Source organism: Arthrobacter sp. CAN_A214, assembly GCF_015751955.1.
In the GTDB taxonomy this organism is placed as follows: domain Bacteria; phylum Actinomycetota; class Actinomycetes; order Actinomycetales; family Micrococcaceae; genus Arthrobacter_D.
In genome coordinates, this window is sequence record NZ_JADOUU010000007.1 from 48,102 (window position 1) to 73,784 (window position 25,683).

Consider the following 25,683-nt stretch of genomic DNA (forward strand, 5'->3'; position numbering starts at 1 on the left):
TCATGGCACTCACCCGGAACGAACTTGCGGCACGCGTAGCGCGTGAACTGGAGAACGGCCAGTACGTCAACCTCGGGATCGGTATGCCGACCCTGATTCCCAATTACATCGCGGATTCCGTCGAGGTGGTCCTCCACTCCGAGAACGGGATCCTCGGCGTCGGGCCCTACCCCACTGAGGACCAGCTCGACCCGGACCTGATCAATGCCGGCAAGGAAACCGTCACCGCCAACAAGGGCGCCTCCTACTTCGACTCGGCGGCGTCCTTCGGCATGATCCGCGGGGGACACGTGGACGTCGCCGTCCTCGGTGCCATGGAGGTCGCGGCAAACGGCGACCTCGCGAACTGGATGGTCCCGGGGAAGATGGTCAAGGGCATGGGCGGAGCCATGGACCTGGTGTTCGGGGCCAAGCGCGTCATCGTCATGATGGAGCACGTGGACCGATCGGGGAAGCCCAAGATCGTGGAGCGTTGCTCACTGCCGTTGACGGGCAAGGGATGTGTCGACAGGATCATCACCGACCTCGCGGTCATCGACGTAGATCCCTCGCGGGACGGCGGTGTGCTGATCCTCCGGGAAACGGCACCGGGCGTGAGCGTCGAGGAAGTTCTTGCCGCAACCGGGGCCCGGCTCGAGGTGCAGCTTGACGGGCAACCCGATGCGCAGCTCGAGGTGCAGCTTGGCTACTGAGGAGACCCATGCGGTTGCAGTGCCAGCCGGAGCGGGTGAGCGGCCAGGACACACGGCTGCGCAGCCCGTCTCCGGGACTTCAGGGGCAGCCGACCGAGTTGCGCGGTCCTCGGACGGGACGGCAGATTTCTCCGACGGCACCGGGCGGCGGGTCATCGAACAGCGTGGCAGGTACGTCGATGAGCTCGTGGCCGGAGCGGTCTACGCGCATCGACCGGGCAGGACGCTGACCGAAGCCGACAACGTCCTGTTCACTACGCTGACCATGAACACGCAGGCACTTCACCTCGACGCCGCCTGGGCGTCGCGGCAGCCGTTCGGCCAGCGGTTGATCAACTCCATGATGACGCTAGCCGTCATGGTGGGGCAGTCGGTGTCGCAGCTGACCCAGGGCACGATCGTCGCGCAACTCGGCCTGACCGACGTCGCTTTTCCTCACCCGCTCTTCCAGGGGGACACCCTGTACACCGAGACGGAGATCGTCGAGGTCCGTTCCTCGGCCTCACGGCCGGGCCAAGGAATAGTGAAGATGATGCATATCGGCCGGAACCAGCACGGCGAGGTCGTCGCCCGGGCGAGCCGGTCGGTACTCATGTGGTCCAGGGAGGGCCATGCGGCCCAGGAAAAAGAGGCAACTGATGAATGAATTCCTGCTCGGACCGTCGCTGCTGTTCTGTCCAGGGGATCGTCCGGAGCGCTTCAGCAAGGCCGAGCAGTGGGCCGATTCGGTCATCATCGATCTCGAGGACGCCGTGGCACCTGCGCAGAAAACCGCGGCCCGGGCAGCGCTCGTGGCCAGCAGTCTTGATCCAGCCCGGACTGTGATCCGCATCAACCCAGCGGGCAGCCCCGATTTCGCCGCCGACTGCGACGCCGTGAACCGGACCCGCTACCGGACAGTGATGCTCGCCAAAGTGGAATCGCCGTCCGACGTGCAGCAGGTCGTCGCGCGGATTGAGGGGTGCACGGTGATCGCTCTGTGTGAAACCGCAGCCGGTGTGGTCAATGCTGTTGATATCGCCCGTGCGCCCGGAGTCCTTGGGCTGATGTGGGGGGCGGAAGACCTCGTTGCTTCCCTGGGCGGTACGTCGAGCCGGGACGGGGCCGGCGGGTACCGTGCCGTTGCCATGCATGCGAGATCGCAGGTGCTCCTCGCCGCCGGTGCCGCCGGGATCGGATCGATCGATGCCGTCTATGTCGCCATCGGCGACCTCGCGGGCCTCTCCGTCGAGGCTGACGACGCCGCAGCGTCGGGATTCAGCGCGAAGGCCTGTATCCATCCGAGCCAGGCCGACGTCGTCCGGAAGGCCTATGCCCCGAATGCCGCCGACGCGGAATATGCCCGCGAACTCCTGCAGGAATCCGAAAGCCAGGGCGGTGTGTTCCAGTTCCGGGGGCGGATGATCGACGAGCCGATCCTGCGGCATGCGCGGCGCATGGTGGAGCGGGCAGGGCACTAGCGCTGGTTCGCTCACTCAGTTTTCGTCCTAGTTGGATCAACCTGGGCGGGCTGGGAAGCGCACCGGTCGGTGCGGCTGGACGACCGAGACAAACCGGGCCAACAGCATCGACCGGGGGAACGCAAGCCCTAGGACGGCGCCGGATCGGCAACGGGATCTTCCGCTGCACCCATGGTTCGGCGTTTCGCCGGAATTGCTGCAGAAGTTGTTTTGAAGGGAATTGTCGGACCGTGCTTCAGGTAATCAGCGGGATACGTGGTATAGGTGCGGTGAGCCGGCGAAGTCCAGGAACGAATCCCTGCCGCATTGCTCGTGAGGTTCCACGGGGTGATGGACTTGAATCGATGGTGCTTGCGGCATAGCTGGGAAAGGTTCCGGTGATCCGTGGTGCCACCCTGCGACCAGGGAACGCTGTGGTCCACCTCGCAGTGCGGAGCCGCTCGGCTGCAACCGGGGAACCTGCGGGTTTTATCCTGAAAACGGAGCCAGCGCCTGAGCAGCGTCGACGGTAACCGCGACTTCCGTCCCATGGCCAGCACATTTTGGCCACCGTTCACCAGCAGCGGGATGAAGTGCTTACTGACGGCGGTGAGTTCCCTCGCCGAGACCGGACTGATGGGGCCGTAGCCTTCCAACTGCGCGGGGTTTTCGGCGAGTTCCAGTAGTGTCTGCACGTCCATCGTCACGAGGACGTCAGTAGCTGCGCTCCTCTGACCGGAGGGCAGGGGGCTGCCGTTTGCGGTCCCCTCCGAGCAGGACTTGCGACCCGCCCGCACTTCAGGTTCGGAGCCGGTGAGCAGGTCCACCAGCACGTCGGCTCGCGACTGGGTGAGGGTGCGGTGTTCATCAGCCCCCTGCACGGACCTCGCCAGACCAGTCACCATCCCGAACGCCCCGACAGCCGTTTCGGCAGGGAGGAAGGCCGACAACCAGCACATCCCGTCCCTCTCAGGAGCCGACTCAACGCGGCGGTCGGCAGCAGCCTTTCCCTGCCGCGCCACAATCGACTCCGGATGATGCCGTTCCCGCTCACGCCGCCCGATCCGTGCGAGCTGGTCCGCGTCCGTCCGGGAGCCGAGGCCAGCAGGCAGTCCTCAAAGTCCTTCCGAGCCGAAGGCGGAACACCGTCAGCTTGTTCCAGAATCGCTGATGCATGGTGATAGGTGATGTCGCCGCTGCGCAGGGCAAGTCGGGTGCCCGCCGACCGCGCTGCTCCGCCTTCGCCTCGAGGCCGTTGTGGCGCAGGTCATCCTGGAAACGCCTCTCCAGAAGGTGCATCACCTCGGCCTGTTCGGCCTGTGCCCACGAGACCAAGGTGCCCAGTTCGGCCAGACCGGCGGTCAACCCAGGGGCATCGAGTGATTCGACGGAGAGAAGAGCAATGGCTCCACTCAGCCCGGGTCTGGCCGTGAGCGCAGCGGCACCCGATGGATCCGGCGTCGGCTCTCCAACTGGACTGGTCACACCCCTACAATCCCACCCGCCTCTGACATCTCTTCCCAGCCCGATTACGGTCTTCCCAGCCCGATGGTGGCGCGGTCTTCCCAGAGTTCACGGGCCGTTCGAGTGAGGCTGCACCGGAAGGCAGCCAGCGCGTTTCCACCCCTGTGGACCGTGCGGGATACTTGGGCCATGGACTTCAGCGCCCCCTCCCGAGAGCACCGCCGCGTCGTCATCCTCGGCTCGACCGGTTCCATCGGCACGCAGGCTCTTGAGGTTATCGCGGAGGCGCCCGACCGGTTCAGCGTCGCGGCGCTCGCCGCCGGCGGAAATCTCGACCTGCTCGCCCAGCAGGCGGTGTCCACCCGCGCTGCGGCAGTCGGTGCCGCCGGTGGCACCGAAGCGGACCTCGAGCGGGCCATTGCGACAGCGGCGGACGACGCCGGCGTCCGGGACTACGCGCCCGTCATCCTTACGGGGCCCGACGCCGCCTCCCGTCTCGCCGCATGGCCGGACGCCGACGTCGTGCTCAACGGCATCACCGGTTCGATCGGACTGGCGCCGACACTGGCCGCCCTCGAAGCAGGGCATCTGCTCGCCCTCGCCAACAAGGAATCCCTCATCGTCGGTGGCGAACTGGTGCGCAAGGCGGCAGCGCCCGGTCAGCTGGTACCGGTGGATTCCGAGCACTCCGCCATCGCGCAGGCGTTGAGGTCGGGCGGCGCCGACGAGGTGGACCGGCTCGTGCTCACCGCATCGGGCGGCCCGTTCCGCGGTATGGCCCGAGAGAAGCTGGTCAGCGTGACCCCGGCCCAGGCCCTGGCCCATCCCACCTGGGCCATGGGCAAGGTCATCACCACCAACTCGGCCACGATGGTCAACAAGGCCCTCGAAGTCATCGAGGCGCACCTGCTGTTCGACATCCCGCTCGACCGCATCGACGTCGTCGTCCACCCGCAGTCCGTGGTGCACTCGATGGTGCAGTTCGTCGACGGATCCACGATCGCCCAGGCATCACCACCGGACATGCGCTTGCCGATCGCCCTCGGGATCGGGTGGCCCTTCCGGGTGCCGGGGTCGGCCACGCCCTGCGACTGGTCGGCGGCGTCTTCCTGGACCTTCGAACCGCTCGATGAAGATGCCTTCCCCGCCATCCGGCTGGCGAAAGCCGCAGCATTGAGGGGCGGCACGGCCATGGCCGTGTACAACGCCGCCAATGAGGAGGCCGTAGAGGCTTTTCACAGCGGAATCATCGGATTCAATGACATCGTCGACACCGTCGCTGCAGTGGTCGAGGAGTTGGCAGGCAGCCCGGCCGGACTCCTGCCCGGCACGCCGACACTGCACGACGTACTCGACGCCGAACATCGGGCACGCGCCTCGGCGCGCCTTCGTTGTGGACTGCAGGACCACCCGCTGAATACGAACGCCGAATAGAAGGAACCGCTTTGACCATTCTGCTTTTTGTGGGAGGGGTACTGTTCGTCGCCGTGGGCATCGCGGCGTCGATAGCGCTCCACGAGGTGGGGCACCTCCTGCCCGCCAAGCTGTTCAAGGTGCGCGTTACGCAGTACATGGTGGGATTCGGGCCCACCTTCTTCTCCCGCAGGAGGGGCGAGACGGAGTACGGGCTCAAAGCGATTCCGCTGGGCGGCTATGTCTCGATGGTAGGAATGTTCCCTCCCGCAAGGACCGGCGATGACGGCGCCGTACGGCAGTCCAGCACCGGCATGTTCCAGCAGCTGACCAATGATGCCCGCCGGGCCGCCGCCGAGCAGCTGCGCCCCGGCGACGAGGACAGGGTGTTCTATAAGCTGCCCATCCATAAGCGGATCATCATCATGCTGGGCGGACCGCTCATGAACCTGCTCATCGGGATCGTGCTGTTCGCCGTGCTGATCATGGGGTTCGGCTCCGCGCAGGCCACCACCACGGTTTCCGAAGTCTACGAGTGCGTTGTTCCGGCGAGCCAGCAGGCCGAAACCGGTCAGACCGACTGCTCCGAAGGTGACCCAACAGCACCTGCCTTCGAGGCCGGGCTCCAGCCGGGGGACCGCGTCACGTCCTTCGACGGCAGGGAAGTCACCAGCTGGGACGAGTTGTCCAGCTGGATCCGGGACGCCGCGGGGCGCGAGGTTTCGATCACCTATGAGCGGAACGGGTCCTCCGTCGATTCCACCATCACGCCGCTCCTGACCGAGCGGCCGGTCGCCGGGGACGACGGCGCCGCGCAGCTCGATGCCGACGGTAACCAGGTGACGCAGGAGGTGGGTTTCATCGGGGTCGGATCCACCCAGGAGCTGGTTCCGCAGCCTGCCGGCGAGGTGATGCCGGCGGTATGGGATTCCCTGGTGAGGGTCTCAGGTGTTGTGGTGAACCTGCCGCAACGTGTGGTCGAGGTGGGGCAGGCTGCATTCTCGGATGCCCCCCGCGACCCTGAGGGCCCCATCAGCGTAGTGGGGGTCGGCCGTATCGCCGGCGAAGTGTCGGCGATGGAGGAGGTCCCGTTCGACGCCCGGGTGGCCACCCTGGTGGGGCTCGTGGGCGGCGTGAACCTCGCGCTGTTCGTCTTCAACCTGATTCCCCTTCTTCCCCTGGATGGAGGCCACATTGCCGGAGCGCTCTGGGAGGGGCTCCGCCGGACCGTGGCCCGCGTCTTCAAGCGCCCGGATCCCGGTCCGTTCGACATGGCGAAGCTGCTGCCCCTCACCTATGCGGTGGCGGTGCTGCTGCTCGGGATGGGTGTCCTGCTGATCTATGCGGACATCGTCAAACCGGTGGACCTGTTCGGCTAGTTGAGTTTCGAAACTAAAACGAAATCGATTGAAAATCTGTTATCAGTCGTTTATGGTTGATCAATGTTCGTTCTTACCGTCGACCAGGCCGCGAGCCGAAGCAACCCCGACCTGATTCCAGAGCTCCTGCGCCTCCTGCGGCAGGTGCCCGCTACGGTGGGTTTCGAACGCTCGGTCGGAGACGAGGCACAGGGTGTCCTCGACTCGCCCCACGCCGTCGTGGAAGCGGCCCTGCTCTGCCTGCGGCAGGGACACTGGTACGTCGGCATCGGTGTCGGTGACGTGGAGCGGCCCTACCCTGTCAGTCCGCGGGAAGCGCGCGGCAGCGCCTTCGTGCTCGCCCGCACCGCCGTCGAGCGGGCGAAGAAGACCGGGGAGCGCGCGCCTGTGGCCGTCGAGGGACCGCCTGGATCGGCTGAAGCCGAGGCCGTCCTTGCCCTGCTGGGACGCTCCGTCCTGAGCCGCTCGACGGCCGAGTGGCGCATCCTCGACCGGCTGGAACCCGGCAAACGTGGGAGCCAGACCGCCGTCGCCAGGGAGCTGGGGATCACGCCCCAGGCCGTCAGCAAGGCCGTTGCACGTTCCGCCTGGGTGGAGGAATGGGCAGCGAGGCCGGCAGCCGCACTACTGTTGTCCTGGGCCGACTCAACGACGTCGGGCCGGAAGCCCGCGCCGCACCAGGAGGACTGATGGAAATATTCTGGATCTTCATCACCCTCGTTGTCGCAGGGGGAGCCGGATGGCCGGTCACCACCTTCGTCCTTCGTCTTGCGCGCACGGTCGACGCCCAGCAGGCACTTCGTGAAGAACCGCTTGATCCCGCGGACCAACCCCAGCGCGAATTCCCCGTTCCGGATCCGGACGACGTCGCCAGGCTCGTGCCGCCCCTGCCCGCAGGTGTCCTGCGGGGCGGCCTGGTGATCGGTGTCCTCGAACGGCTCGCCGTCGCTACGGCCGTCCTGACGGGTGAGCCCGTGGCGATCGCCTACGTGGTGGCCATCAAAGGACTTGGGCGCTATGCCGAGTTGAAGGAGACTCCCGCCGCAGCGGAACGCTTCATCATCGGCACCCTTACCTCCATGCTGTGGGGAGCGGGCACGGCCATTGTTGCGACAACTTACCTGCTCTGATCACGTAGGCTGACCCCATGAGTGTTTTCGCAGTTGAATACGTGTACAGCCCCGACCAGAACGATGTACGGGAGGAGCACCGCCCCTCGCATCGGGAATGGCTGGGCACCCTCGTGGACCAGGGCACGGTGCTCGCCTCGGGGCCGTTCACCGACGGAACGGGAGCGCTCCTCATCTTCACCGCGGACACCGAGAATGATCTCCACCAACTGGTCAGCCAGGACCCATTCGCCCTGGCCGGTGTCATCTCGGCCGTCAAGACCACCGAGTGGAAGCCCGTTATGGGAGCCTTCAACCACCTCGTGTGAGACCTCACCTGCGGGTGGATAATGACAAAGAGGAAATGTACTGACGTGCGGCATAGGCCGCCACCATGGAGGATGCTTTGACTTCGGTCAACCTAGGAATGCCTGCCGCACCGCCGCCCGTCCTTGCACCACGGCGCAAGACCCGCCAGATCAAGGTCGGCTCGGTAGGAGTTGGGTCTGACTTCCCCGTCAGCATCCAGTCGATGACCACCACGCCCACCACCGACATCAACGCGACCCTTCAGCAGATCGCCGAACTCACGGCCACTGGCTGTGACATCGTACGGGTGGCGTGCCCCTCGGCCGATGATGCGGCGGCCCTCCCGATCATCGCGAAGAAGTCGCAGATCCCGGTGATCGCCGATATCCACTTCCAGCCCAAGTATGTCTTCGCGGCGATCGACGCCGGATGCGCAGCCGTCCGCGTCAACCCCGGGAACATCCGCAAGTTCGACGACCAGGTCAAGCAGATCGCCGCAGCAGCGAAGGCTGCCGGAACCTCGATCCGGATCGGCGTCAACGCCGGCTCACTCGACCCTCGACTCATGGAGAAGTACGGCAAGGCCACGCCCGAGGCCCTGGTCGAATCCGCCGTCTGGGAAGCCTCGCTCTTCGAAGAGCACGACTTCCACGATTTCAAGATCTCGGTCAAGCACAATGATCCCGTGATCATGGTGCGGGCCTACGAACTGCTTGCGGAGCAGGGTGACTGGCCCCTGCACCTCGGCGTCACCGAAGCTGGTCCGGCTTTCCAGGGCACCATCAAATCGGCCACTGCGTTCGGTGCCCTCCTGTCGAAGGGAATCGGCGATACGATCCGGGTTTCCCTCTCGGCGCCACCGGTCGAGGAAATCAAGGTCGGCAACCAGATCCTCCAGTCGCTGAACCTGCGCCCGCGCAAACTCGAAATCGTGTCCTGCCCGTCCTGCGGCCGCGCCCAGGTGGACGTGTACACCCTCGCCGAAGAGGTCACCGCCGGGCTCGAAGGAATGGAAGTTCCTCTGCGTGTTGCGGTCATGGGGTGTGTGGTCAACGGGCCGGGTGAAGCGAGGGAGGCTGACCTCGGTGTCGCGTCGGGCAACGGCAAGGGACAGATTTTTGTCCGAGGGGAAGTCATCAAGACTGTGCCTGAAGATCAGATTGTCGAGACACTCATCGAAGAAGCAATGAGACTCGCCGAGGAGATGGGGAAGGCTGATGGCGAAACTGCTGGCCAGGGTGGCCCCATGGTTACCGTTAGCTAAAGCGCCCGCGGATCTCCCCGGGCGGTGGAATTTCCGCGTGCTCGGCAAGGATGATACCGCCGCGTTGTGGGCGCTGGTCAACCGGGACGCCGTCGCGAACGTGTTCGTCGCGGCGCACCTCGAGACCATGGGCGATGCCGCGGCTTCCTTTTCCGGCGGGGAGATTGTCGGCATGTTCGACGGCGACACCTCCGACGGCGAGCTGGTGGCCGCGTGCTGGGCGGGCGTCAATCTGGTGCCCGTCGGGGTGACTGAGGAAACAGCTCCCGTCTTCGGCCATCATCTCGGGCGTGCAGGGAGGACCTTTTCCTCGATTTTCGGTCCCTCGGCCGGCGTGATGGGCATCTGGTCCACGTTCGAGGACTACAGCGCGGAGCCCTTCGACATCCGGCCCAACCAGCCGCTGCTCACCATCGACACCGAGCCGCTTCTGGTGCCGGCAGCGGATCTCCGCTTCACCCGGCCGGACGAACTGGATGCCCTCCTGCCGGCCTGCGCCGCGATGTTCGAGGAAGAGGTCGGCTATTCGCCCTACATCGGCGGGTCCGAGCACTACCGGCGCCGGGTCGCCTCCCTCATCACGCGCAAGCACTCGCTTGCGGCGTTCGACGACGACGGCTCTGTGATCTTCAAGGCCGAGCTCGGCACCGTTTCCTCGCAGGCGGTCCAGGTGCAGGGCGTGTGGATGAATCCCGACCGGCGCGGGAAAGGCCTGAGCGCCGGGTACATGGCCGGCGTCGTGGCTGCGGCGAGGTCCCTCGCCCCCACCGTCAGCCTGTACGTCAACTCCTACAACGCGAAAGCCCTTGCCTCCTATCGAAATGTCGGCTTCACGCAGGCAGGAACGTTCTCGACCGTCCTGTTCTAGGAGCCGCGCAGGGACGGGTTCTTCGACGGTTGCGCGCCGGTTGTCCGCCCGACCAGCAGCGATGCCTCGCCGGATGGGACGCGGTTCCGCCCCGGTCATCCGGCTGTCAGCCTTGCAACATCCGAACCGATAGATTGGTAGATGTTGTTTCCTGCCCTCGCCGGGTAGGACGGTTCGAACGAAACGGATGCCCTGCGTGGTCTTACGACTCTCCACCCTGTTCCTGCGCACCCTGCGCGAAGACCCCGCCGATGCGGAAGTGGCAAGCCACCGGCTCCTCGTCCGCGCCGGCTACATCCGACGGGCGGCACCGGGGATCTACAGCTGGCTCCCGCTGGGGCTCCGTGTCCTCGCGAAGGTCGAGGCGATCATCCGTGACGAAATGGCAGCCATCGGCGCGCAGGAAGTACACTTTCCGGCACTGCTCCCCAAGGAACCCTACGAAGCCACCAACCGCTGGACCGAGTACGGTGACGGAATTTTTCGGCTCAAGGACCGCAAGGGCGCCGACTACCTCCTCGCGCCCACCCACGAGGAGATGTTCACCCTCCTGGTCAAGGACCTGTACAACTCGTACAAGGACCTTCCCGTGAGCCTGTACCAGATCCAGAACAAGTACCGGGACGAAGCCCGACCGCGCGCGGGCCTGCTGCGTGGACGCGAGTTCATCATGAAGGACTCCTACTCCTTCGACATCGACGACGACGGCCTCGAGACCAGCTACCAGCTCCACCGCTCGGCGTACCTGCGCATCTTCGAGCGCCTCGGCCTCGACGTCATTCCCGTGGCCGCGACGGCCGGAGCGATGGGTGGCTCCAAGAGTGAGGAATTCCTCCACCCCACGGAGATCGGCGAGGACACCTTTGTCCGCTCGGAGGGCGGTTACACCGCGAACGTCGAGGCGGTCACCACAGTGGTCCCGGCCGCGATCGACTACGCAGGTGCGCCAGCCGCCGAGGTTCGGGACACACCGGACACGCCTACGATCGACACTCTGGTGGCGCGCGCCAATGCGGACGCTCCCCGCGAGGACCGGCAGTGGACGGCGGCCGACACACTCAAGAACGTGGTGCTCGCCGCGGTCCTGCCGACGGGTGGCCGCGAACTCGTGGTGATCGGCCTGCCCGGAGACCGTACCGTCGACCTCAAGAGGATCGAGGCCAACATCGCCGGACACCTCGACGTCGGAGGAGAAGTCGCCGTCGAAGCAGCCAATGAGGATGACCTTCGGAGACACCCCGGCCTGGTCAAGGGCTACATCGGCCCCGGCATCTCGCTCGCGGCCCCGGTACTCGGCGCTGACGGCTCCACCGGCATCCGCTACCTCGTGGATCCCCGCGTGGTGACGGGTACCAGCTGGATCACGGGCGCCAATATCGCCGGCGCGCACGTCTTCGGCCTGGTTGCCGGCCGTGATTTCGGCTGGGACGGAGTCATCGAAGCGGTCGAGGTGCGCGAGGGGGACGAGGCACCGGACGGATCCGGACCGCTCATCGCCGCGCGCGGTATCGAGATGGGTCACATCTTCCAGCTGGGACGCAAGTACGCGGAGGCGTTGGGGCTGAAGGTGCTCGACCGGAACGGCAAGCTCGCCACCGTGACCATGGGTTCGTACGGCGTGGGCGTCACCCGTGCCATCGCCGCTCTCGCCGAGTCGAACCGCGACGAGAAGGGCATCGTCTGGCCCCGCAATGTCGCTCCTGCCGATGTCCACCTCATTGCCACCGGCAAGGGGACCGAGGTGTTCGAGGCGGCCGAGACGCTGGTCGGGCAACTCGAGGGTTTCGGACTCGACGTGATGTACGACGACCGCCCGAAGGTCTCACCGGGCGTCAAGTTCGGTGACGCCGAGCTGATCGGCGTTCCCACGATCGTCGTCGTCGGGCGGGGACTGGCGGAAGGCGTGCTCGAGGTCAAGGACCGCCGCACGGGGGTGGCGCAGAACGTCCCCGTCGAAGAGGCTGCCGGGTTCATCCGCGCTCTCGTCCAGGGCTGAAGGCGGTGGTGTCGGGCCTCGAGGAGATCCGGCTCGCGACGATTCTCCTGGTGGTGGTCGCGGGATTCGCGGCAGGCTGGGTCGACGCGGTGGTAGGCGGCGGCGGGCTGCTGCAGTTGCCAGCCATGCTACTGGTACCCGGCATCACCCCGGTGGAGGCCCTGGCGACCAACAAGATGGGGTCGATCTTCGGAACCACGACCAGCGCGATCACCTACTATCGACGTGCGCATCCGGACCTCCGGACTGCCGTTCCCATGGCGCTGATCGCGCTGGCGGGAAGCTTCGCCGGGGCGTTCGTCGCTTCGTCCTTGCCGTCGTCGGTCTTCAAGCCCATCATCGTTGTCGCGCTCGTAGCCGTCGCGATCTTCACGGCGCTCCGGCCGACCGTGGGCACCCTGACCCGGTTGAAGTACACCGGCCGCAGGCACCACGGCACGGCCGGGGCCATCGGGATCGTCATCGGTTTCTACGACGGGCTGATCGGTCCGGGCACCGGGTCCTTCCTCATCATCGCGATGGTGACGATGCTCGGCTACAGCTTCCTCGGCGCCAGCGCGAAGGCGAAGATCGTGAACATGGCCACCAATTTCGGCGCGCTGATGTTCTTCCTTCCCACCGGCTCGCTCCTGTGGGGGCTGGGACTCGTGCTGGGCCTGGCCAATATGGGAGGCGGCTACCTCGGTTCCCGCATGGCGATCTCCCAGGGAAGTCGCTTCATCCGCACCGTGTTCCTGTGCGTGGTGGGCGCGTTGATCCTCAAACTCGGCCATGACGTCTGGGTCGAGAACATCCGTCCCCTCAATGAGTGAAAGGTCCCGAACAGCCCGTCAGAATCCCGCCAGCTCAGCCGCGGGTGGCAGGCCGGACAGGGTGCGCGCCAGCAGGGAGCTTGCCACCCAGAGGGATCGTTCGGCCTGATCCTTGCTGCCCTCTTTCAGGTGATGCAGCGCATTGCGCACCTCGCGGACCACGCTCCAGTCGCGCGCGAGCTCCGGACCCAACCCCGCGGCGTCGGCCAGGGCAGTGCATCTGAGCCGCAGATGGGCCGCGGGGTCCGCGGCATCCAGCTCGGAGATCCTGTTCCACAGCATCGGCGCCACGGCGTATTCGGCGTCGCCGAGGACGGGCTTCGGATCGATCGCCTTCCACCCGCCGTCGTCCGGGAACGCCTCCGGCCCGGCATTCGAGCGAAGAATGTTGAAGTAGTGGAGGTCCGCGTGGACCAGCACGTCGGCCTCAGCTCGTCGGCCCACGATGCCGCGCTGCTGACAGGTGATCAGGGCGTGCTCCAGCAGCCACCGCGGGAAGGGCCGTTCCAGCCCTTCCCAGTCGGAGGGCAGGGTGTCGGTCCAGATTTCGGCTTCCGCTGCGAGCAGCGGCACTGCAGCCCAGGAGGCCCGGTCATCCGGAACGAGGGCAAGGCGCCGCACCAGCGCAGCCCACACGCTCACGGTCTCCTCCAGCGGCAGGGAGGCAAGGGAAGTGTTGCCATCAAGCCTCTCCAGCAGCAGCGTGTAGGCCGAGCGGTCCGCCCGGAGCAGGCGCACCGCACCCTCCCCTTCCCACAGTTCGAGTGCGTCGGGCTCCGGCAACGCCTCGTCGTGCGGCAGCGTGATCTTCAGGACGGCCTTGCCGCCGGAGTGCTCCAGCACCGGAACGACGACGCCGCACTGGCCGGCCCAGGGCTGTCCACCGGGTGGGAGGTCGAGGGTGAGATTCCACAGCGCGAGGTGTTCGGTGAGGATCGAACTCCAGTCCCCAAGCCACTGCCGTCCGCCGGGGAGCCTGAGCACCGAGCGGATCAGTGCGGATGGGAGTTCGAGGCGGCAGGAATCGATGGCTACACCACGCCTGTCGCGCCGAGGAGGTTGCCGATGAGGAAGGTCGCGAGGAGCGCAACGAACCCACCGACGACGACGCGCGCCGCGGCGCGGCGCTTCGGGCTTCCTCCGACCCGGGCACCCATGCTTCCGGTGACGGCGAGGGCGAGCAGAACCGCGACGAAGGTGACCGGCACCCGCGCTCCGGGGGGCGGCAGCAGGATGGCAAGGAGCGGGAGGACGCCGCCGACGGTGAAAGCGGCGGCCGATGCGAACGCGGCATGCCACGGGCTGACGACGTCGTTCTCGGCGATGCCCAGTTCGGCGTCGAGGTGCGCGCCGAGCGCATCGTTGCGGGTGAGCTCAACCGCCACGGTCATCGCCGTCTCGGCGCTCAGGCCCTTCGCCTCGTACAGGCCGGCCAACTCCTGCAGTTCTTCCTCGGGCTCATCCAGCAGCTCCTGCCGTTCCTTTTCGATCAGTGCCCGCTGGCTGTCGCTCTGGCTGCTGACCGAAACATACTCACCCAGTGCCATCGACACTGCGCCGCCCACCAGCGCGGCGACGCCGGCCGTGAGGATCGGACCCTGCAGGGTGGTCACCCCGGCCACCCCCACGACGATGGCTGCGACCGACACGATGCCGTCATTGGCTCCCAGGACGGCCGCGCGGAGCCAGTTCAGCCGCTGGGCGAAGTCGCCGCGATGGGGTTCGTCGACGTGGAACGTGTCGCTGGAGTTCATGGGGTGTCCTCGGGCAACGTGGTCGGCTGGTGTCGGGGGAGCGCCCCGGCCTGCTGCTCCAGCTTCCCGGCCGTCCGAAGGATCCGGGCCGAAAGTACCGGTTCAGGCACGACGGCGGCAACGTCCCGAGCCTGAGCGGCAAGAGCCGAGGCCCGCCGGACGGCGTCGAGCTGCGCCTGTTCGGTGTCGGTATGGTCCTTCACGACCGGCTCCTTCCCCGCGGTAACGCCCAAGCCAAGACCCGCAACCAGGAGGAACACCGTCACCAGGGCCAGCACCTCTGCAAGCCGGCGGCCGGCGCGGCGAAAAGAGCTGCGCCCGTGCGGTGGCTGGCTGGTCTTCACAACAATCGATGATGTCACGGCCGGGTCCGATTGCCCGGGTAATACAACCGGGAGGGGTGAAAGTCGGTACTCTTGATCTACAACATCATCGAGTGGGAGGCAGCCATGGCGGTTCAGCCCGGCAACGAAAATCGGGCGGCGCCCCGCAAGACGGCGCTCGACGCTGAACTCCAGGCGGAGGCACAAAGACTCCGGACGCGGCTCCAGCCCCTGGTGGAGCAGCATGATCTCTACCTCGAAGAGATCGATATCAAGATCGCCGGCGCCCACCGCACCGTGCACGTCGTCGTGGACCTCCCCGAGGACCGCCAGGGAAGCGTCGGGCTCGACATCATCTCCGACGTCTCGCTCGAGCTGTCCCAGGCGATGGACAACGACCCGGACGACGACGGACGCCCGTACAGCCTCGAAATCTCCTCGCCGGGCGTCTCCCGGCCCCTCACCGAGCCGCGGCACTGGCGCCGCAATGTTGGGCGCATGATCCTGGTCAAGCCAGTGCAGGGCGACGAGGTCCTTGGCCGGCTCCAGGAGGTCAGCGCCACCGGGATCCGGCTGGTGCCGCAGTTGCCCGTCAAGAAGGGGATGAAGCCCAAGCAGGGCGAGCCCACGGGCATCGAGTTTTCCAGAATCCGCAAAGGGACCGTGCAGGTCGAATTCGCGCATGCTGACGAAGAACAACAGACAGAAGACGGTGCGGGCGATCCGGAGAACTCCGGCGCCCGGCACCCGGCATAAGGAGCCCTAGATGGACATTGATATGAGCGCATTGAGGCTCTTGGAGCGGGAACGCGAAATTCCGCTGGACCTGTTGATCCCCACGATCGAACAGGCGTTGCTCGTGGCCTACCACCGTACGCCCGGCGCCCAGGATACGGCGCGGGCCGAACTGGACCGCAAGAACGGCCACGTCACCATCTGGGCCACCGAAGTCGACGACGACGGCGAGGCCGTAGGTGAGTTCGACGACACCCCCGGCGGATTCGGACGCATCGCCGCAAGCACTGCGCGCCAGATCATCCTCCAGCGCCTGCGCGACGCCGAGGACGACAACATCCTCGGCGAGTTCCGCGGCAAGGAGGGCGAACTGGTTGCCGGAATGATCCAGCAGGGAACCAACCCGCACATGATCCAGGTCCATCTGGGATCGGTGGAGGCTGTACTGCCACCCTCCGAGCAGGTGCCAGGGGAGAAGTACCTTCACGGTTCCCGCCTGCGAGCCTTCGTGACCGACGTGCACCGGGGGATGAAGGGACCGTCCATCACCCTTTCACGCTCCCACCCGGGCCTCGTCCGGAAGCTTTTCGAACTCGAAGTACCCGAGATCGCGGACAAGACGGTGGAGATCGTGGCCATGGCCCGGGAAGCCGGCCACCGCACCAAGATCGCGGTCAAGGCGAACGTGCCGGGCGTCAACGCGAAGGGTGCCTGCATCGGAGAAATGGGCTCACGCGTGCGCGCGGTCATGAACGAACTGAATGACGAGAAGATCGACATCGTCGACTACAGCGACGACGCCGCCACCTTCATCGCCAGCTCGCTCTCGCCGTCGCGCGTGAATTCCGTCTCCATCACCGATGAGGCAACGAGGTCAGCACGCGTGGTGGTACCCGATTACCAGCTGTCGCTGGCTATCGGCAAGGAGGGCCAGAACGCCCGACTCGCGGCCAAGCTCACGGGGTGGCGCATCGATATCGTGTCCGACGCCGCCCAGCCCGCAAAGGCCTGAAGCAGGCTTTGGGGCACCTCGTCAGCACCACCGGCGTGGAAGCGGTAGAATGGTAAGGACTGAGTCGGTGACCCACTCTGGCAGATCCACAGGTTCGACGGCGGATTCCCGCCCTGTTCGGACCTGTGTCGGATGCCGGAAGCGAGCGGGCCAGTCACATCTGGTGCGGGTGGTGGCCCAGGAAATCGACGGCAATCTCGCTGTCGTGATCGATGAACACCGCCGGCTTTCCGGTCGGGGCGCTTGGCTGCACCCTGATCCGGCGTGTATGGAAACGGCAATCAAGAGGAAAGCGTTCAACCGCGCCTTCCGGGGCGCCGTGGAGACGAAGTTCTTGGTCTCCCAGTTCCACGCACATCCTGAAGCCTCCGATGGAGCCTTCAGCAATACACCGTCCTTCCCTGAAAGCGGGTCAGAAAACTGATGGAAACCCGATGAGTACCCAGCGATGAGTGCTCGACGATGATTTTTTCGTTGAGTTCTGCAATCAACTTCCCGGCTGCTCCGGCAGTCCGGTTCTGCAGTAGGAAATAGACGGTTCGTGCCTGGCTCGGTGCGGACCGAGACAGGAGAAATGTGGCCAAGGTCCGCGTACACGAGCTCGCCAAAGAGCTCGGTATTACCTCGAAAGATGCAGTGGCAAAACTGCAGGAACTGGGCGAATTCGTCCGTTCCGCCTCATCGACAATCGAAGCACCCGTCGTGAAGAAACTTCGCGGTGCCTTCCCCAATGCCGGTGCTTCCAAGCCGGCCGCTGCGGCTACTGCCGCACCGACGGCGCCTTCAACCCCGTCATCCCCGGCGCCCGCAGCATCAACACCTTCATCCCCAACCCCCTCGGCGCCCAGGCCCCCGGCATCCCAGGCGGCAGCACCCACAGGGTCCGAGCAGATTTCCCCATCGGTTGCCGAGGCTCCGAAGGCTGAGGCTCCGAAGGCCGATGCACCCGCTCCAGCGCCCCAGAGCGCCGTTCCCGCGCCCGCCGGACAGGAGACTCCGTTCTCCAGTCCTGCGTCGTCGGATCCAGCGCCTGCGGAGACTTCTGCAGGAGACGGTTCACCGGGAGTCAAGCCGGGAGCGCGCCCGGCGCCTCGTCCGGTCACCCCTCCCGCAGCTCCGGCTGCTTCATCCACACGCCCCGGCAGTGCGCGCCCCGGTGGTGCTCCGCGTCCGGGCAACAACCCCTTCGCGCCCTCCCAGGGCATGGGTTCACGTCGCGGCGACACCGACCGTCCTGCCGAGCGGTCCAACGACCGTGCCGGCGGGCCCCGTCCCGGGAACAACCCCTTCGCCCCCTCGCAGGGCATGCCCCGTCCCGGTCGTCGCGATGACGAGCGCGGCCAGCGCCCAGCAGCAGGCGCGGGCGGTCCCCGTCCCGCAGCTGGTGCCGGCGGCCCCCGTCCTGCGGCAGGCGCGGGCGGTCCCCGTCCCGCAGCTGGTGCCGGCGGTCCCCGTCCAGGTGCGCCTCGCCCGGCCGGTCCCGGCGGGTCACGTCCGACGCCGGGCATGATGCCCAACCGCACCGAGCGCCCCGCAGCCCCCGGCCGCGGTGCACCCGGAGCAGGAGCCGGACCACGGCGCGGCCCGGGTGGCGCCCCGGCAAGCCCCAGCGGGGCTCCAGCCGGCGGCGGCTTCGGCAAGGGCGGTCGCGGACGCGGCGGCACTGCCGGAGCGTTCGGCAAGGGCGGAGCAGGGCGCGGCAAGCAGCGGAAGTCGAAGCGCGCAAAGCGCCAGGAACTCGAGCAGATGTCAGCTCCGTCACTGGGCGGCGTCAGCGTACCCCGCGGCGACGGCAATGCCATCGTCCGCCTGAGGCGCGGCTCGTCGATCACCGACTTCGCCGACAAGATCGAGGCGAACCCGGCAGCACTGGTCACGGTGCTCTTCCACCTCGGCGAGATGGCGACCGCCACGCAGTCCCTCGACGAGGACACCTTCGACGTCCTCGGAACGGAACTGGGCTACAAGATCCAGGTCGTTTCCCCAGAGGACGAAGAGCGCGAACTGCTCAGCAGCTTCGACATCGATTTCGATGCGGAGCTCGAAGCAGAAGGTGACGAGCAGCTGGAGGCACGTCCTCCGGTAGTGACCGTCATGGGCCACGTCGACCACGGTAAGACGCGACTGCTCGACGCCGTCCGTAACACCAAGGTCGTGGAGGGCGAGCACGGCGGCATCACCCAGCACATCGGTGCGTACCAGATCCAGCACCAGCATGAGGATGCCGAGCGCGCCATCACCTTCATCGACACCCCCGGTCACGAGGCGTTCACCGCCATGCGAGCCCGTGGTGCGAAGGTCACCGATATCGCGGTTCTGGTTGTCGCAGCGGACGACGGCGTCATGCCGCAGACCGTTGAGGCACTGAACCACGCGCAGGCGGCGAATGTCCCGATCGTGGTTGCCGTCAACAAGATCGACAAGGAAGGCGCCAACCCCGACAAGGTCAAGGGCCAGCTCACCGAGTACGGTCTGGTTCCCGAGGAATACGGTGGCGACACCATGTTCGTCCACGTCTCGGCCCTGAGGGGCGAAGGTATCGACGAGCTTCTCGAAGCCGTCCTGCTGACCGCTGATGCAGCCCTCGACATGCGTGCCAACCCGAACAAGGACGCACGCGGTATCGCCATCGAGGCAAACCTCGACAAGGGCCGCGGTGCGGTTGCGACAGTCCTGGTCCAGTCGGGAACGCTGAAGGTCGGCGACACGATCGTGGCCGGTACGGCACACGGCCGCGTTCGCGCCATGTTCGACGAGAACGGCGACATCATCACCGAGGCCGGGCCATCGCGTCCGGTGCAGGTGCTGGGTCTGTCGAACGTTCCCCGCGCTGGTGACACGTTCTTCGTCACCGACGACGAGCGCACCGGACGCCAGATCGCTGGAAAGCGTGAAGCGGCCGACCGCAACGCGGCCCTGGCGAAGCGCCGCAAGCGCATCAGCCTCGAGGACTTCGACCAGGCAGTGGCCGAGGGCAAGGTCGATACCCTCAACCTCATCCTCAAGGGTGATGTGTCCGGTGCCGTCGAGGCACTCGAGGACTCGCTGCTCAAGATCGATGTCGGCGAGGGCGTCCAGCTCCGTGTGATCCACCGCGGTGTCGGTGCCATCACGCAGAACGACGTCAACCTGGCGACGGTCGACAACGCGATCATCATCGGGTTCAACGTCAAGCCGGCGGAACGTGTGGCCGACCTCGCCGAGCGTGAAGGCGTGGACATGCGCTTCTACTCGGTCATCTATGGAGCCATCGACGACATCGAGCTTGCCCTCAAGGGCATGCTCAAGCCAGAGTACGAGGAAATCCAGCTGGGCACGGCAGAGGTCCGCGAGGTGTTCCGATCCTCGAAGTTCGGCAACATCGCCGGATCGATCGTGCGCTCGGGCATCATCCGCCGCAACACGAAGGCACGTGTCACGCGTGGCGGCAAGGTGATCGGCGAGGGCCTGACCGTCGACTCGCTGAAGCGGTTCAAGGACGACGCCACCGAGGTCCGTACGGACTTCGAGTGTGGTATCGGTCTCGGCTCGTTCAACGACGTCAAGGAAGGCGACTTCATCGAAACCTTCGAGATGCGGGAGAAGCCCCGCGTCTAGCAGGGAAGTGCAGGCGGGCGCCCCGGATTCCCGGGGCGCCCGCCTCGTCTCCTGCCCCTGCACCCTCCGTGCAGGTCTCATTAATCCCAGTCCCAGTAGGAGAGAACAGTTATGGCAGATCCGGCCCGCGCCGCACGCCTGGCGCAACGCATCAAGGTCATAGTTGCCGAAGCCCTTCGCCGGAGGGTCAAGGACCCCCGGCTCGAGGCAGTGACCATCACCGACTCACGGGTCACCAACGACCTCCAGCACGCAACGCTGTACTACACGGTGCTGGGTGACCTGGAAGAGCAGCAGGCCACCCGAATGGCCCTTGAATCGGCGCGGGGGGTGCTGCGGGCCGAGGTGGGCAAGAACATCACCGCCCGCCTGACTCCCACCCTCGAGTTCGTGCCCGACGAGGTGCCGGTGAACGCGAGCCACCTCGAGGAACTGCTGCAGAAGGCCCGCGAACGCGACGCCGAAGTGGCAGCGATCGCGCAGGGAGCCGACTTCGCGGGGGACGCTGATCCCTACCGCACCTCCGAGGAAAACGACGACGACGCCCGCTAGCGAATACTGCGGGAGTTGGTGGGAAGGCAGCCGATCCGTCGGCTGCCTTCTCCATGGGTAGGGCTTGCCCGCACGGGCAGGAGTCGCCTCAGTCGTCGTCCCTCGCCGGAAGCCGCGAAAGGCCTGTTATGAGTTCGTCGGTCTCCCCGCACAGTGCGATCCGGACCCAGTCCTCGCCGATCGACCCGAACGCCGTTCCTGGAGCAAGCGCCACCCCCTGTTCCTCGAGAAACGCGCCCACCCACCGCCGGACATCTCCGTGCGCTGCGTGGGACACATCAGCCCAGAGGTAGAACGCCCCCTCAGCGTCGAGGAAGGGAATGTTCAGCCCCCGCAGGACCTGCGTTGCGGCGTCGCGGTTGGTCCGGTAGTGGTCGAGGCTCGCCGCGATATAGTCCTGCGGACCCGTCAGGGCCGCCAGGGCCGCGTACTGCGAGGGCCCCGAAACGCACGAGACGCTCGCCTCCATGACGTTGTTCAGCAGGACCTCCAGGTCCGGCGGGGTCACCAGGGCACCGACGCGAAGGCCGGTCAGCCCGTAGGTCTTCGAGAGGGTCAGCGAGGTGAAGACCCGGTGCTGCGCCGCTTCCGGAAGCGCTTCGGGCCCTCCGGCGTCGAAGCGTGCCGGGCTGATGTGGGGCACATCGTAGGTGAAGGCCTCGTAGCATTCGTCGGAAACGACCCAGAGGTTCCTGCGGTGTGCCAGCCGCACAAGTTCCCGCGTGAGTTCGTGGCTGAACACCGCGCCGAGGGGGTTCGACGGTGAGTTGAGGATGAGCACCTTCGTACGATCGGTGATCAGTGCCTCAAGGTCAGCGATCCGTGGCTGGAAGCCGTGCTCCGGGCGGAGCGGATATGGCACAGGAACGGCGTGCAGCAGGGCAACCGTCATGGGATACGTCGGATACCCGGGATTCGGGACGAGGACCTCGTCGCCGGGATCGAGAAGGGTACTCAGGGCAAGGTGGAGGCCCTGCTGTGCCCCGGCGGTCACATAGGCCCGGGAAGGATCCACCTCCACTCCGTGTGAGTCGCGGAAGCGGGCGGCGAAAGCGCTCCGAAGCGGAGCAAGGCCCGCATTGGGCGTGTAGTTCGTGTCGTCGCGGTCCAGGGCGGCCATGGAGGCCTCGAGAATGTGGCGTGCCACGGGAAAACCCGGCTCTCCGATACTCAGCACGATCGAGTCGGGGCGGGACCAGGCGGACTGCGTGATCTCACGGATCTGGTTGATGGGCACGCTGAGGACGTGGCGCGCTGCGGGAATCATATGCCGAATAATAGCGTCCGCGGAGCGGGCCCTGCCCGGTTGCTGTCCCGGTCGCGGGCCCGGCCGCCGCCGTCCGCTCCGGTGCGGCCCGCAGAGGCGCGGCTTATATACTGGGGAGCGTGACTGATGGGCAGGTCCACTCCGGGCTGATAATCGTGGACAAGCCTCAGGGCTGGACGAGCCATGACGTCGTCGGGCGCATGCGACGCCTCGCCGGTACCCGCAAAGTGGGCCACGCCGGCACCCTTGACCCGATGGCCACCGGCGTACTGGTGATCGGCATCAACCGGGCGACCCGGCTCCTCACCTACATCGTCGGTACGTCCAAGACCTACGACGCCACGATCCGGCTCGGTCAGTCGACGCTGACTGACGACGCGGAGGGTGAAGTGATCGGAGGCAGTATCGCGGCGGCGGTGGAACCGGCGGACATCCGTGCCGGGGTCGCTGCCCTGACCGGGGACATCGAGCAGGTGCCGAGCAGCGTCAGCGCGATCAAGGTCAAAGGCCAGCGCGCCTACACCCGGGTGCGTTCGGGCGAGGACGTCCAGCTGGCAGCCCGCCCGGTGACCGTTTCCCGCTTCGACGTCCACGACATCCGCCGGGTCAACTCCGGAAAGCACCAGGACGTCGATGTGACGGTCGAGTGCAGTTCGGGCACCTATATCCGGGCCCTTGCGCGCGATCTCGGTGCCGATCTCGGAGTGGGTGGGCACCTGACTGCCCTCCGACGCACCCGTGTGGGGCCCTACCAGCTGGACCAGGCGGCAACACTCGACGAGCTGGCGCAGGACCTGCGGCTCCTGAAGCTCGACGATGCCGCCCGCGCCCTCTTTCCGGCCAGGGAGCTCTCGTCCGGCGAGGCCACCGCCATCTCCCATGGCCGGAGGATCGAGCCGGGCCCGGGGACGGAGCCGGTGGCTGCGTTCGCGCCTGATGGAACACTGGTTGCCCTCCTGGAGAACCGGCCCGACGACTCCCGTGCACTCCTGGTGTTCGCGCCCGGCGGGGGGAACTAGGGGTGGATCCGTTCCTTCTTGCCGGGGCAGTCGTGTGCCTGCTGTCAGCCGTGCTGTGCATCGGCGCCGCCCTCTTCCGGCAACCCCCCAACGACATCACGATCCTCTCGGTCGCGGCGGTGGAACTTCTGCTGGTGGCCTATGGCGGGAGCGCGGCAGTTCGACAGCTCAGCGGGGAGCCGGTGGTGGGGGAGGCCTGGGAGTTCTGGGGCTACCTGCTGACCGCCCTGATCGTGCCCGTGGGCGCGTTCTGGTGGGCCATCCTCGAGCGCAGCCGGTGGAGCAACCTCGTCCTCGGGGCGGTGGGGCCGACCATTTTCGTCATGCTCTACCGGATGGAGCAGATCTGGGAAGGAGTGGCCGGACTGTGAGACGGAAGATCCAGGAGTCCTCGAAGACGGCAGCAGGCCCATCGAAGGACCGTCGCTCGTCAGGTCCGGGCCGCCTGCTGATCGCGGTATATGGGGTGTTCGCGTTGTCCGCCACGGCCCGTGCGGCCTTCCAGATCCTGACCAAATTCGATGAGGCCCCACTTGCCTATTCGCTGACGGCGTTCGCCGCGGCGGTCTACCTGCTGGCTACCGTCTCGCTCGCGAGGGCGGGCCGAAAGTGGTACCGGGTGTCGGTCGCGGCGGTCAGTGTCGAACTCATGGGCGTCCTCGGCGTCGGCTTCCTCGGTGTCTTCGACGCTGCGGCGTTCCCCAATGAGACCATGTGGTCCGGCTTCGGCAGCGGTTACGCCTACATCCCGCTCATCCTGCCGCTCCTCGGGCTCGGCTGGCTGTACCGGAACCGGCCCGGCAAGGGCTAGTTTCTGCTTTGAGCCCGGTGTGGCCCGTGAGAGTATGACGAAAGAAGCAACTCCCCGCACCGAACCCTGGAGAATCACCATGTCGGCCGTCAGCCCTGATCCCACCAACTCACCTACACAGCCACAGCAGCAGACCCGTCAGGCGGGCACCCCCGGCAGGGGCTCCGGCGATATCTCCGGCAGCGATCCCGGCAGGAAGCCGACCTCGCAGCCGGATGTCGGCAAGAAGGCTGCCAAAAAGGCGTCGAAGAAGGGGACGGGCGACAACGACTGGAACGTCTTCCGGACCGTCGTGGTCCTGGTCGGCCTCGTCCTCGCCGGTTTCGGGGCCTACTACCTCATCCTGGGAACGGCCGGACTGCCGGACACCGAGGGGCAGCCTGTCAATCCCACCCTGGAGAACCAGTTCCGTTTCTTCTCCGCCATGATGGTGGGCGTGGGAGCGGCTTTCGTGACCATTGCGATCAAGTTCGAATGGGCCAACATGCTGTGGCTCGTATGCCTCATGGTCTTCGCCGGGGGGATTGGACGGGTGTTGTCCTGGGCGTTCTCCGGCACCCCGCACTACCTGATGATCATCCTCATGGTCATCGAGCTCGCCTTCCCGGCCGCGCTGCTGGTGTGGCACAAGTACATCGCCAAAACCACCCAGATGCGCAAGGACTACGACGCCCGCAGCTGACCCGCCCAACGCGGCCCGCACCGCGGCGCACCACAGCCCGCGGATGCCTCAGCCCCGTCCGCCGTCGGCCATAATGGACTGGGCGCCGCGCACGATGAACTTCCGTGCCCGCCGAACCGGCAGCAAGCACAGTCCACAGCCTGAAGGAGATGCGTGTTCTATTGGAGAGACCTGGCAAGCGTGCCGGAGGGATTCGGTCCGTCAGTGCTCACCCTCGGCAACTTCGACGGCGTCCACCGCGGCCATCAGCGGGTCCTCCAGCAGCTCGTTGAAGCGGCCCGCGAGCGCAACGCTGCCGCCGTCGTCGTCTCGTTCGATCCGCACCCCGCCCAGGTCCACCGACCCGAGACGGCGCCCGAACTCATCATGGGTCTGGAGGACCGCGTGGAAACGCTGGCCGAGGCCGGAATCGACGGCGTGCTGATGATGCACTACACCCTCGACCTCGCCGCGAACACCCCGGAGCAATTCGTCGGAGAAGTCTTCGTTCGGACCCTCGGAGCCAAGGCCGTGGTCGTGGGCCACGACGTCCGGTTCGGCCGCGGGAACAGCGGTGACCTCGACACCATGCGCGGACTGGGGGAGAAACTGGGCTTCGAGGTCCTGGCGATCGACGATTTCGGCGCCAGTTTCCCCGCGGACGCCACCGACGACGACGGCGACCGCCGCTGCTCCTCCACCTGGGTCCGTGAGGCCCTGGAGAACGGCGACGTCGCGACGGCGGCACGCATTCTCGGGCGACGCCACCGGATGCGCGGTGAAGTGGTGCACGGAGCAGCCCGGGGGAGGGACCTCGGGTATCCCACCGCCAACCTCGAGCCCGATGCCCAGGGCTACATACCGGCCGACGGCATCTACGCCGGCTGGCTGACCGATGCCTCCCGGACCAGATGGCCTGCCGCGATTTCGGTCGGCTCCAACCCCACCTTCGACGGCATCACCCGTCAGGTCGAGGCGCACGTCATCAACCGTCCTCCGGAGCAGGTCCAGGACTTCGACCTGTACGGCCAGCGGGTCATCGTCGAGTTCGTCGAGCGGCTCCGCGGCCAGGTGACGTACGCCGGCCCGGAGGCGCTGATCGAGCAGATGAAGCTCGACGTCGCGCGCGCTCGGGACCTGCTTTCGACAGATCAACCGGCCAGCAGGTAAAGTTAGGACAGGATCCGGCTGCAGTCCGTGGTGGCTG

28 protein-coding genes are annotated in these 25,683 nt (G+C 66.4%); 22 read left to right on the forward strand and 6 right to left on the reverse strand.

The window, feature by feature from the left end:
• Positions 1-2: 2 nt before the first annotated feature.
• The 3 genes from IWX65_RS08370 to IWX65_RS08380 all read left to right on the forward strand — a co-directional run bounded on the left by IWX65_RS08370 (position 3) and on the right by IWX65_RS08380 (position 2,152).
• A complete protein-coding gene (locus IWX65_RS08370) occupies positions 3-692 on the forward strand; it encodes a CoA transferase subunit B (RefSeq protein ID WP_196881966.1) in 690 nt (229 codons plus the stop codon).
• Between the two features lie 154 nt (positions 693-846).
• Entirely contained in the window at positions 847-1,338 is a 492-nt protein-coding gene (locus IWX65_RS08375; protein WP_334683758.1) for a MaoC family dehydratase, read from the forward strand.
• On the forward strand, positions 1,331-2,152 hold the full coding sequence (locus IWX65_RS08380) for an HpcH/HpaI aldolase/citrate lyase family protein (protein WP_196881968.1): 822 nt from the start codon (positions 1,331-1,333) through the stop codon (positions 2,150-2,152). The genes IWX65_RS08375 and IWX65_RS08380 overlap by 8 nt, the downstream gene beginning before the upstream one ends.
• 128 nt (positions 2,153-2,280) lie before the next feature.
• Here IWX65_RS08380 and IWX65_RS08385 read toward each other — a convergent pair whose 3' ends face one another.
• Both IWX65_RS08385 and IWX65_RS08390 read right to left on the reverse strand, forming a co-directional pair.
• Positions 2,281-3,243, reverse strand: a complete 963-nt coding sequence (locus IWX65_RS08385) for an HNH endonuclease signature motif containing protein (protein WP_334683759.1) — start codon at positions 3,241-3,243, stop codon at positions 2,281-2,283.
• The gene (locus tag IWX65_RS08390) at positions 3,182-3,616 is read right to left on the reverse strand and encodes a hypothetical protein (RefSeq protein ID WP_196881970.1); all 435 of its coding nucleotides are present in this window, start codon (positions 3,614-3,616) and stop codon (positions 3,182-3,184) included. The genes IWX65_RS08385 and IWX65_RS08390 overlap by 62 nt, the downstream gene beginning before the upstream one ends.
• A 168-nt stretch (positions 3,617-3,784) precedes the next feature.
• Between IWX65_RS08390 and dxr the strand changes: the two genes are divergently transcribed.
• The 9 genes from dxr (at position 3,785) to IWX65_RS08435 (ending at position 12,745) form a co-directional block, all read left to right on the forward strand.
• Positions 3,785-5,029, forward strand: coding sequence for a 1-deoxy-D-xylulose-5-phosphate reductoisomerase (gene dxr / locus IWX65_RS08395; protein ID WP_196881971.1), 1,245 nt, complete (start codon positions 3,785-3,787; stop codon positions 5,027-5,029).
• Between the two features lie 11 nt (positions 5,030-5,040).
• Positions 5,041-6,387, forward strand: a complete 1,347-nt coding sequence (locus IWX65_RS08400; RefSeq protein WP_196881972.1) for a M50 family metallopeptidase — start codon at positions 5,041-5,043, stop codon at positions 6,385-6,387.
• Between the two features lie 63 nt (positions 6,388-6,450).
• On the forward strand, positions 6,451-7,077 hold the full coding sequence (locus IWX65_RS08405) for a MarR family transcriptional regulator (protein ID WP_196881973.1): 627 nt from the start codon (positions 6,451-6,453) through the stop codon (positions 7,075-7,077).
• Positions 7,077-7,517: a hypothetical protein gene (locus IWX65_RS08410; protein ID WP_196881974.1), complete on the forward strand. Its 441-nt coding sequence runs from the start codon at positions 7,077-7,079 to the stop codon at positions 7,515-7,517. Before IWX65_RS08405 ends, IWX65_RS08410 begins: the two co-directional genes overlap by 1 nt.
• A gap of 17 nt (positions 7,518-7,534) precedes the next feature.
• Positions 7,535-7,825, forward strand: a complete 291-nt coding sequence (locus tag IWX65_RS08415; protein ID WP_196881975.1) for a YciI family protein — start codon at positions 7,535-7,537, stop codon at positions 7,823-7,825.
• A gap of 77 nt (positions 7,826-7,902) precedes the next feature.
• Positions 7,903-9,069, forward strand: coding sequence for a flavodoxin-dependent (E)-4-hydroxy-3-methylbut-2-enyl-diphosphate synthase (gene ispG, locus IWX65_RS08420; RefSeq protein WP_196881980.1), 1,167 nt, complete (start codon positions 7,903-7,905; stop codon positions 9,067-9,069).
• A 37-nt stretch (positions 9,070-9,106) separates the two neighbouring features.
• On the forward strand, positions 9,107-9,937 hold the full coding sequence (locus tag IWX65_RS08425) for a GNAT family N-acetyltransferase (protein WP_334683745.1): 831 nt from the start codon (positions 9,107-9,109) through the stop codon (positions 9,935-9,937).
• 196 nt (positions 9,938-10,133) lie between these two features.
• The gene (locus IWX65_RS08430) at positions 10,134-11,933 is read left to right on the forward strand and encodes a proline--tRNA ligase (RefSeq protein ID WP_196881984.1); all 1,800 of its coding nucleotides are present in this window, start codon (positions 10,134-10,136) and stop codon (positions 11,931-11,933) included.
• Between the two features lie 5 nt (positions 11,934-11,938).
• Positions 11,939-12,745: a sulfite exporter TauE/SafE family protein gene (locus IWX65_RS08435; protein ID WP_196881990.1), complete on the forward strand. Its 807-nt coding sequence runs from the start codon at positions 11,939-11,941 to the stop codon at positions 12,743-12,745.
• Positions 12,746-12,763: 18 nt separating this feature from the next.
• On the opposite strand, the gene IWX65_RS08440 is transcribed toward IWX65_RS08435, so the two are convergent.
• Genes IWX65_RS08440 through IWX65_RS08450 form a run of 3 tightly spaced genes read right to left on the reverse strand, consistent with a single transcriptional unit; the run spans position 12,764 to position 14,843 of the window.
• Positions 12,764-13,729 carry an aminoglycoside phosphotransferase family protein gene (locus tag IWX65_RS08440; RefSeq protein ID WP_334683746.1) on the reverse strand — a complete coding sequence of 322 codons (966 nt, stop codon included), beginning with the start codon at positions 13,727-13,729 and terminating at the stop codon, positions 12,764-12,766.
• 47 nt (positions 13,730-13,776) lie between these two features.
• Positions 13,777-14,499, reverse strand: coding sequence for a VIT1/CCC1 transporter family protein (locus IWX65_RS08445; RefSeq protein WP_196881992.1), 723 nt, complete (start codon positions 14,497-14,499; stop codon positions 13,777-13,779).
• The gene (locus IWX65_RS08450) at positions 14,496-14,843 is read right to left on the reverse strand and encodes a hypothetical protein (protein WP_196881994.1); all 348 of its coding nucleotides are present in this window, start codon (positions 14,841-14,843) and stop codon (positions 14,496-14,498) included. The genes IWX65_RS08445 and IWX65_RS08450 overlap by 4 nt, the downstream gene beginning before the upstream one ends.
• Positions 14,844-14,915: 72 nt before the next feature.
• Between IWX65_RS08450 and rimP the strand changes: the two genes are divergently transcribed.
• From rimP to rbfA, 5 genes are all read left to right on the forward strand, one after another.
• A complete protein-coding gene (rimP, locus tag IWX65_RS08455; protein WP_334683747.1) occupies positions 14,916-15,578 on the forward strand; it encodes a ribosome maturation factor RimP in 663 nt (220 codons plus the stop codon).
• A 10-nt stretch (positions 15,579-15,588) separates the two neighbouring features.
• On the forward strand, positions 15,589-16,569 hold the full coding sequence (nusA, locus tag IWX65_RS08460; protein WP_196821970.1) for a transcription termination factor NusA: 981 nt from the start codon (positions 15,589-15,591) through the stop codon (positions 16,567-16,569).
• 49 nt (positions 16,570-16,618) lie between these two features.
• Positions 16,619-16,993 carry a YlxR family protein gene (locus tag IWX65_RS08465; protein ID WP_196881995.1) on the forward strand — a complete coding sequence of 125 codons (375 nt, stop codon included), beginning with the start codon at positions 16,619-16,621 and terminating at the stop codon, positions 16,991-16,993.
• Between the two features lie 152 nt (positions 16,994-17,145).
• Positions 17,146-20,166, forward strand: coding sequence for a translation initiation factor IF-2 (infB, locus tag IWX65_RS08470; protein ID WP_196881997.1), 3,021 nt, complete (start codon positions 17,146-17,148; stop codon positions 20,164-20,166).
• 111 nt (positions 20,167-20,277) lie between these two features.
• Positions 20,278-20,718: a 30S ribosome-binding factor RbfA gene (gene rbfA / locus IWX65_RS08475; RefSeq protein WP_196881999.1), complete on the forward strand. Its 441-nt coding sequence runs from the start codon at positions 20,278-20,280 to the stop codon at positions 20,716-20,718.
• 88 nt (positions 20,719-20,806) lie between these two features.
• Here the strand turns inward: rbfA and IWX65_RS08480 are convergent, their stop codons facing one another.
• The gene (locus IWX65_RS08480; protein ID WP_196882007.1) at positions 20,807-21,985 is read right to left on the reverse strand and encodes a pyridoxal phosphate-dependent aminotransferase; all 1,179 of its coding nucleotides are present in this window, start codon (positions 21,983-21,985) and stop codon (positions 20,807-20,809) included.
• 119 nt (positions 21,986-22,104) lie between these two features.
• Between IWX65_RS08480 and truB the strand changes: the two genes are divergently transcribed.
• From truB to IWX65_RS08505, 5 genes are all read left to right on the forward strand, one after another.
• A complete protein-coding gene (truB, locus tag IWX65_RS08485; protein ID WP_196882008.1) occupies positions 22,105-23,004 on the forward strand; it encodes a tRNA pseudouridine(55) synthase TruB in 900 nt (299 codons plus the stop codon).
• Between the two features lie 2 nt (positions 23,005-23,006).
• Positions 23,007-23,375, forward strand: coding sequence for a hypothetical protein (locus IWX65_RS08490; protein ID WP_196882009.1), 369 nt, complete (start codon positions 23,007-23,009; stop codon positions 23,373-23,375).
• Positions 23,372-23,815, forward strand: coding sequence for a hypothetical protein (locus IWX65_RS08495; protein ID WP_334683748.1), 444 nt, complete (start codon positions 23,372-23,374; stop codon positions 23,813-23,815). Before IWX65_RS08490 ends, IWX65_RS08495 begins: the two co-directional genes overlap by 4 nt.
• Before the next feature lie 34 nt (positions 23,816-23,849).
• A complete protein-coding gene (locus tag IWX65_RS08500) occupies positions 23,850-24,497 on the forward strand; it encodes a DUF4345 domain-containing protein (protein WP_196882010.1) in 648 nt (215 codons plus the stop codon).
• Positions 24,498-24,650: 153 nt separating this feature from the next.
• A complete protein-coding gene (locus IWX65_RS08505) occupies positions 24,651-25,646 on the forward strand; it encodes a bifunctional riboflavin kinase/FAD synthetase (RefSeq protein ID WP_196882011.1) in 996 nt (331 codons plus the stop codon).
• Positions 25,647-25,683: the final 37 nt, after the last annotated feature.

Excerpts from the sequence above, each read along its gene's own strand:
- IWX65_RS08370 (WP_196881966.1), top strand. The coding sequence starts at position 3 with ATGGCACTCACCCGGAACGAACTTGCGGCACGCGTAGCGCGTGAACTG.
- IWX65_RS08380 (WP_196881968.1), top strand. The coding sequence starts at position 1,331 with ATGAATGAATTCCTGCTCGGACCGTCGCTGCTGTTCTGTCCAGGGGAT.
- dxr (WP_196881971.1), top strand. The coding sequence starts at position 3,785 with ATGGACTTCAGCGCCCCCTCCCGAGAGCACCGCCGCGTCGTCATCCTC.
- IWX65_RS08405 (WP_196881973.1), top strand. The coding sequence starts at position 6,451 with ATGTTCGTTCTTACCGTCGACCAGGCCGCGAGCCGAAGCAACCCCGAC.
- IWX65_RS08410 (WP_196881974.1), top strand. The coding sequence starts at position 7,077 with ATGGAAATATTCTGGATCTTCATCACCCTCGTTGTCGCAGGGGGAGCC.
- IWX65_RS08415 (WP_196881975.1), top strand. The coding sequence starts at position 7,535 with ATGAGTGTTTTCGCAGTTGAATACGTGTACAGCCCCGACCAGAACGAT.
- IWX65_RS08445 (WP_196881992.1), bottom strand. The coding sequence starts at position 14,499 with ATGAACTCCAGCGACACGTTCCACGTCGACGAACCCCATCGCGGCGAC.
- nusA (WP_196821970.1), top strand. The coding sequence starts at position 15,589 with ATGGACATTGATATGAGCGCATTGAGGCTCTTGGAGCGGGAACGCGAA.
- IWX65_RS08465 (WP_196881995.1), top strand. The coding sequence starts at position 16,619 with ATGGTAAGGACTGAGTCGGTGACCCACTCTGGCAGATCCACAGGTTCG.
- rbfA (WP_196881999.1), top strand. The coding sequence starts at position 20,278 with ATGGCAGATCCGGCCCGCGCCGCACGCCTGGCGCAACGCATCAAGGTC.
- IWX65_RS08480 (WP_196882007.1), bottom strand. The coding sequence starts at position 21,985 with ATGATTCCCGCAGCGCGCCACGTCCTCAGCGTGCCCATCAACCAGATC.
- IWX65_RS08500 (WP_196882010.1), top strand. The coding sequence starts at position 23,850 with ATGACGAAAGAAGCAACTCCCCGCACCGAACCCTGGAGAATCACCATG.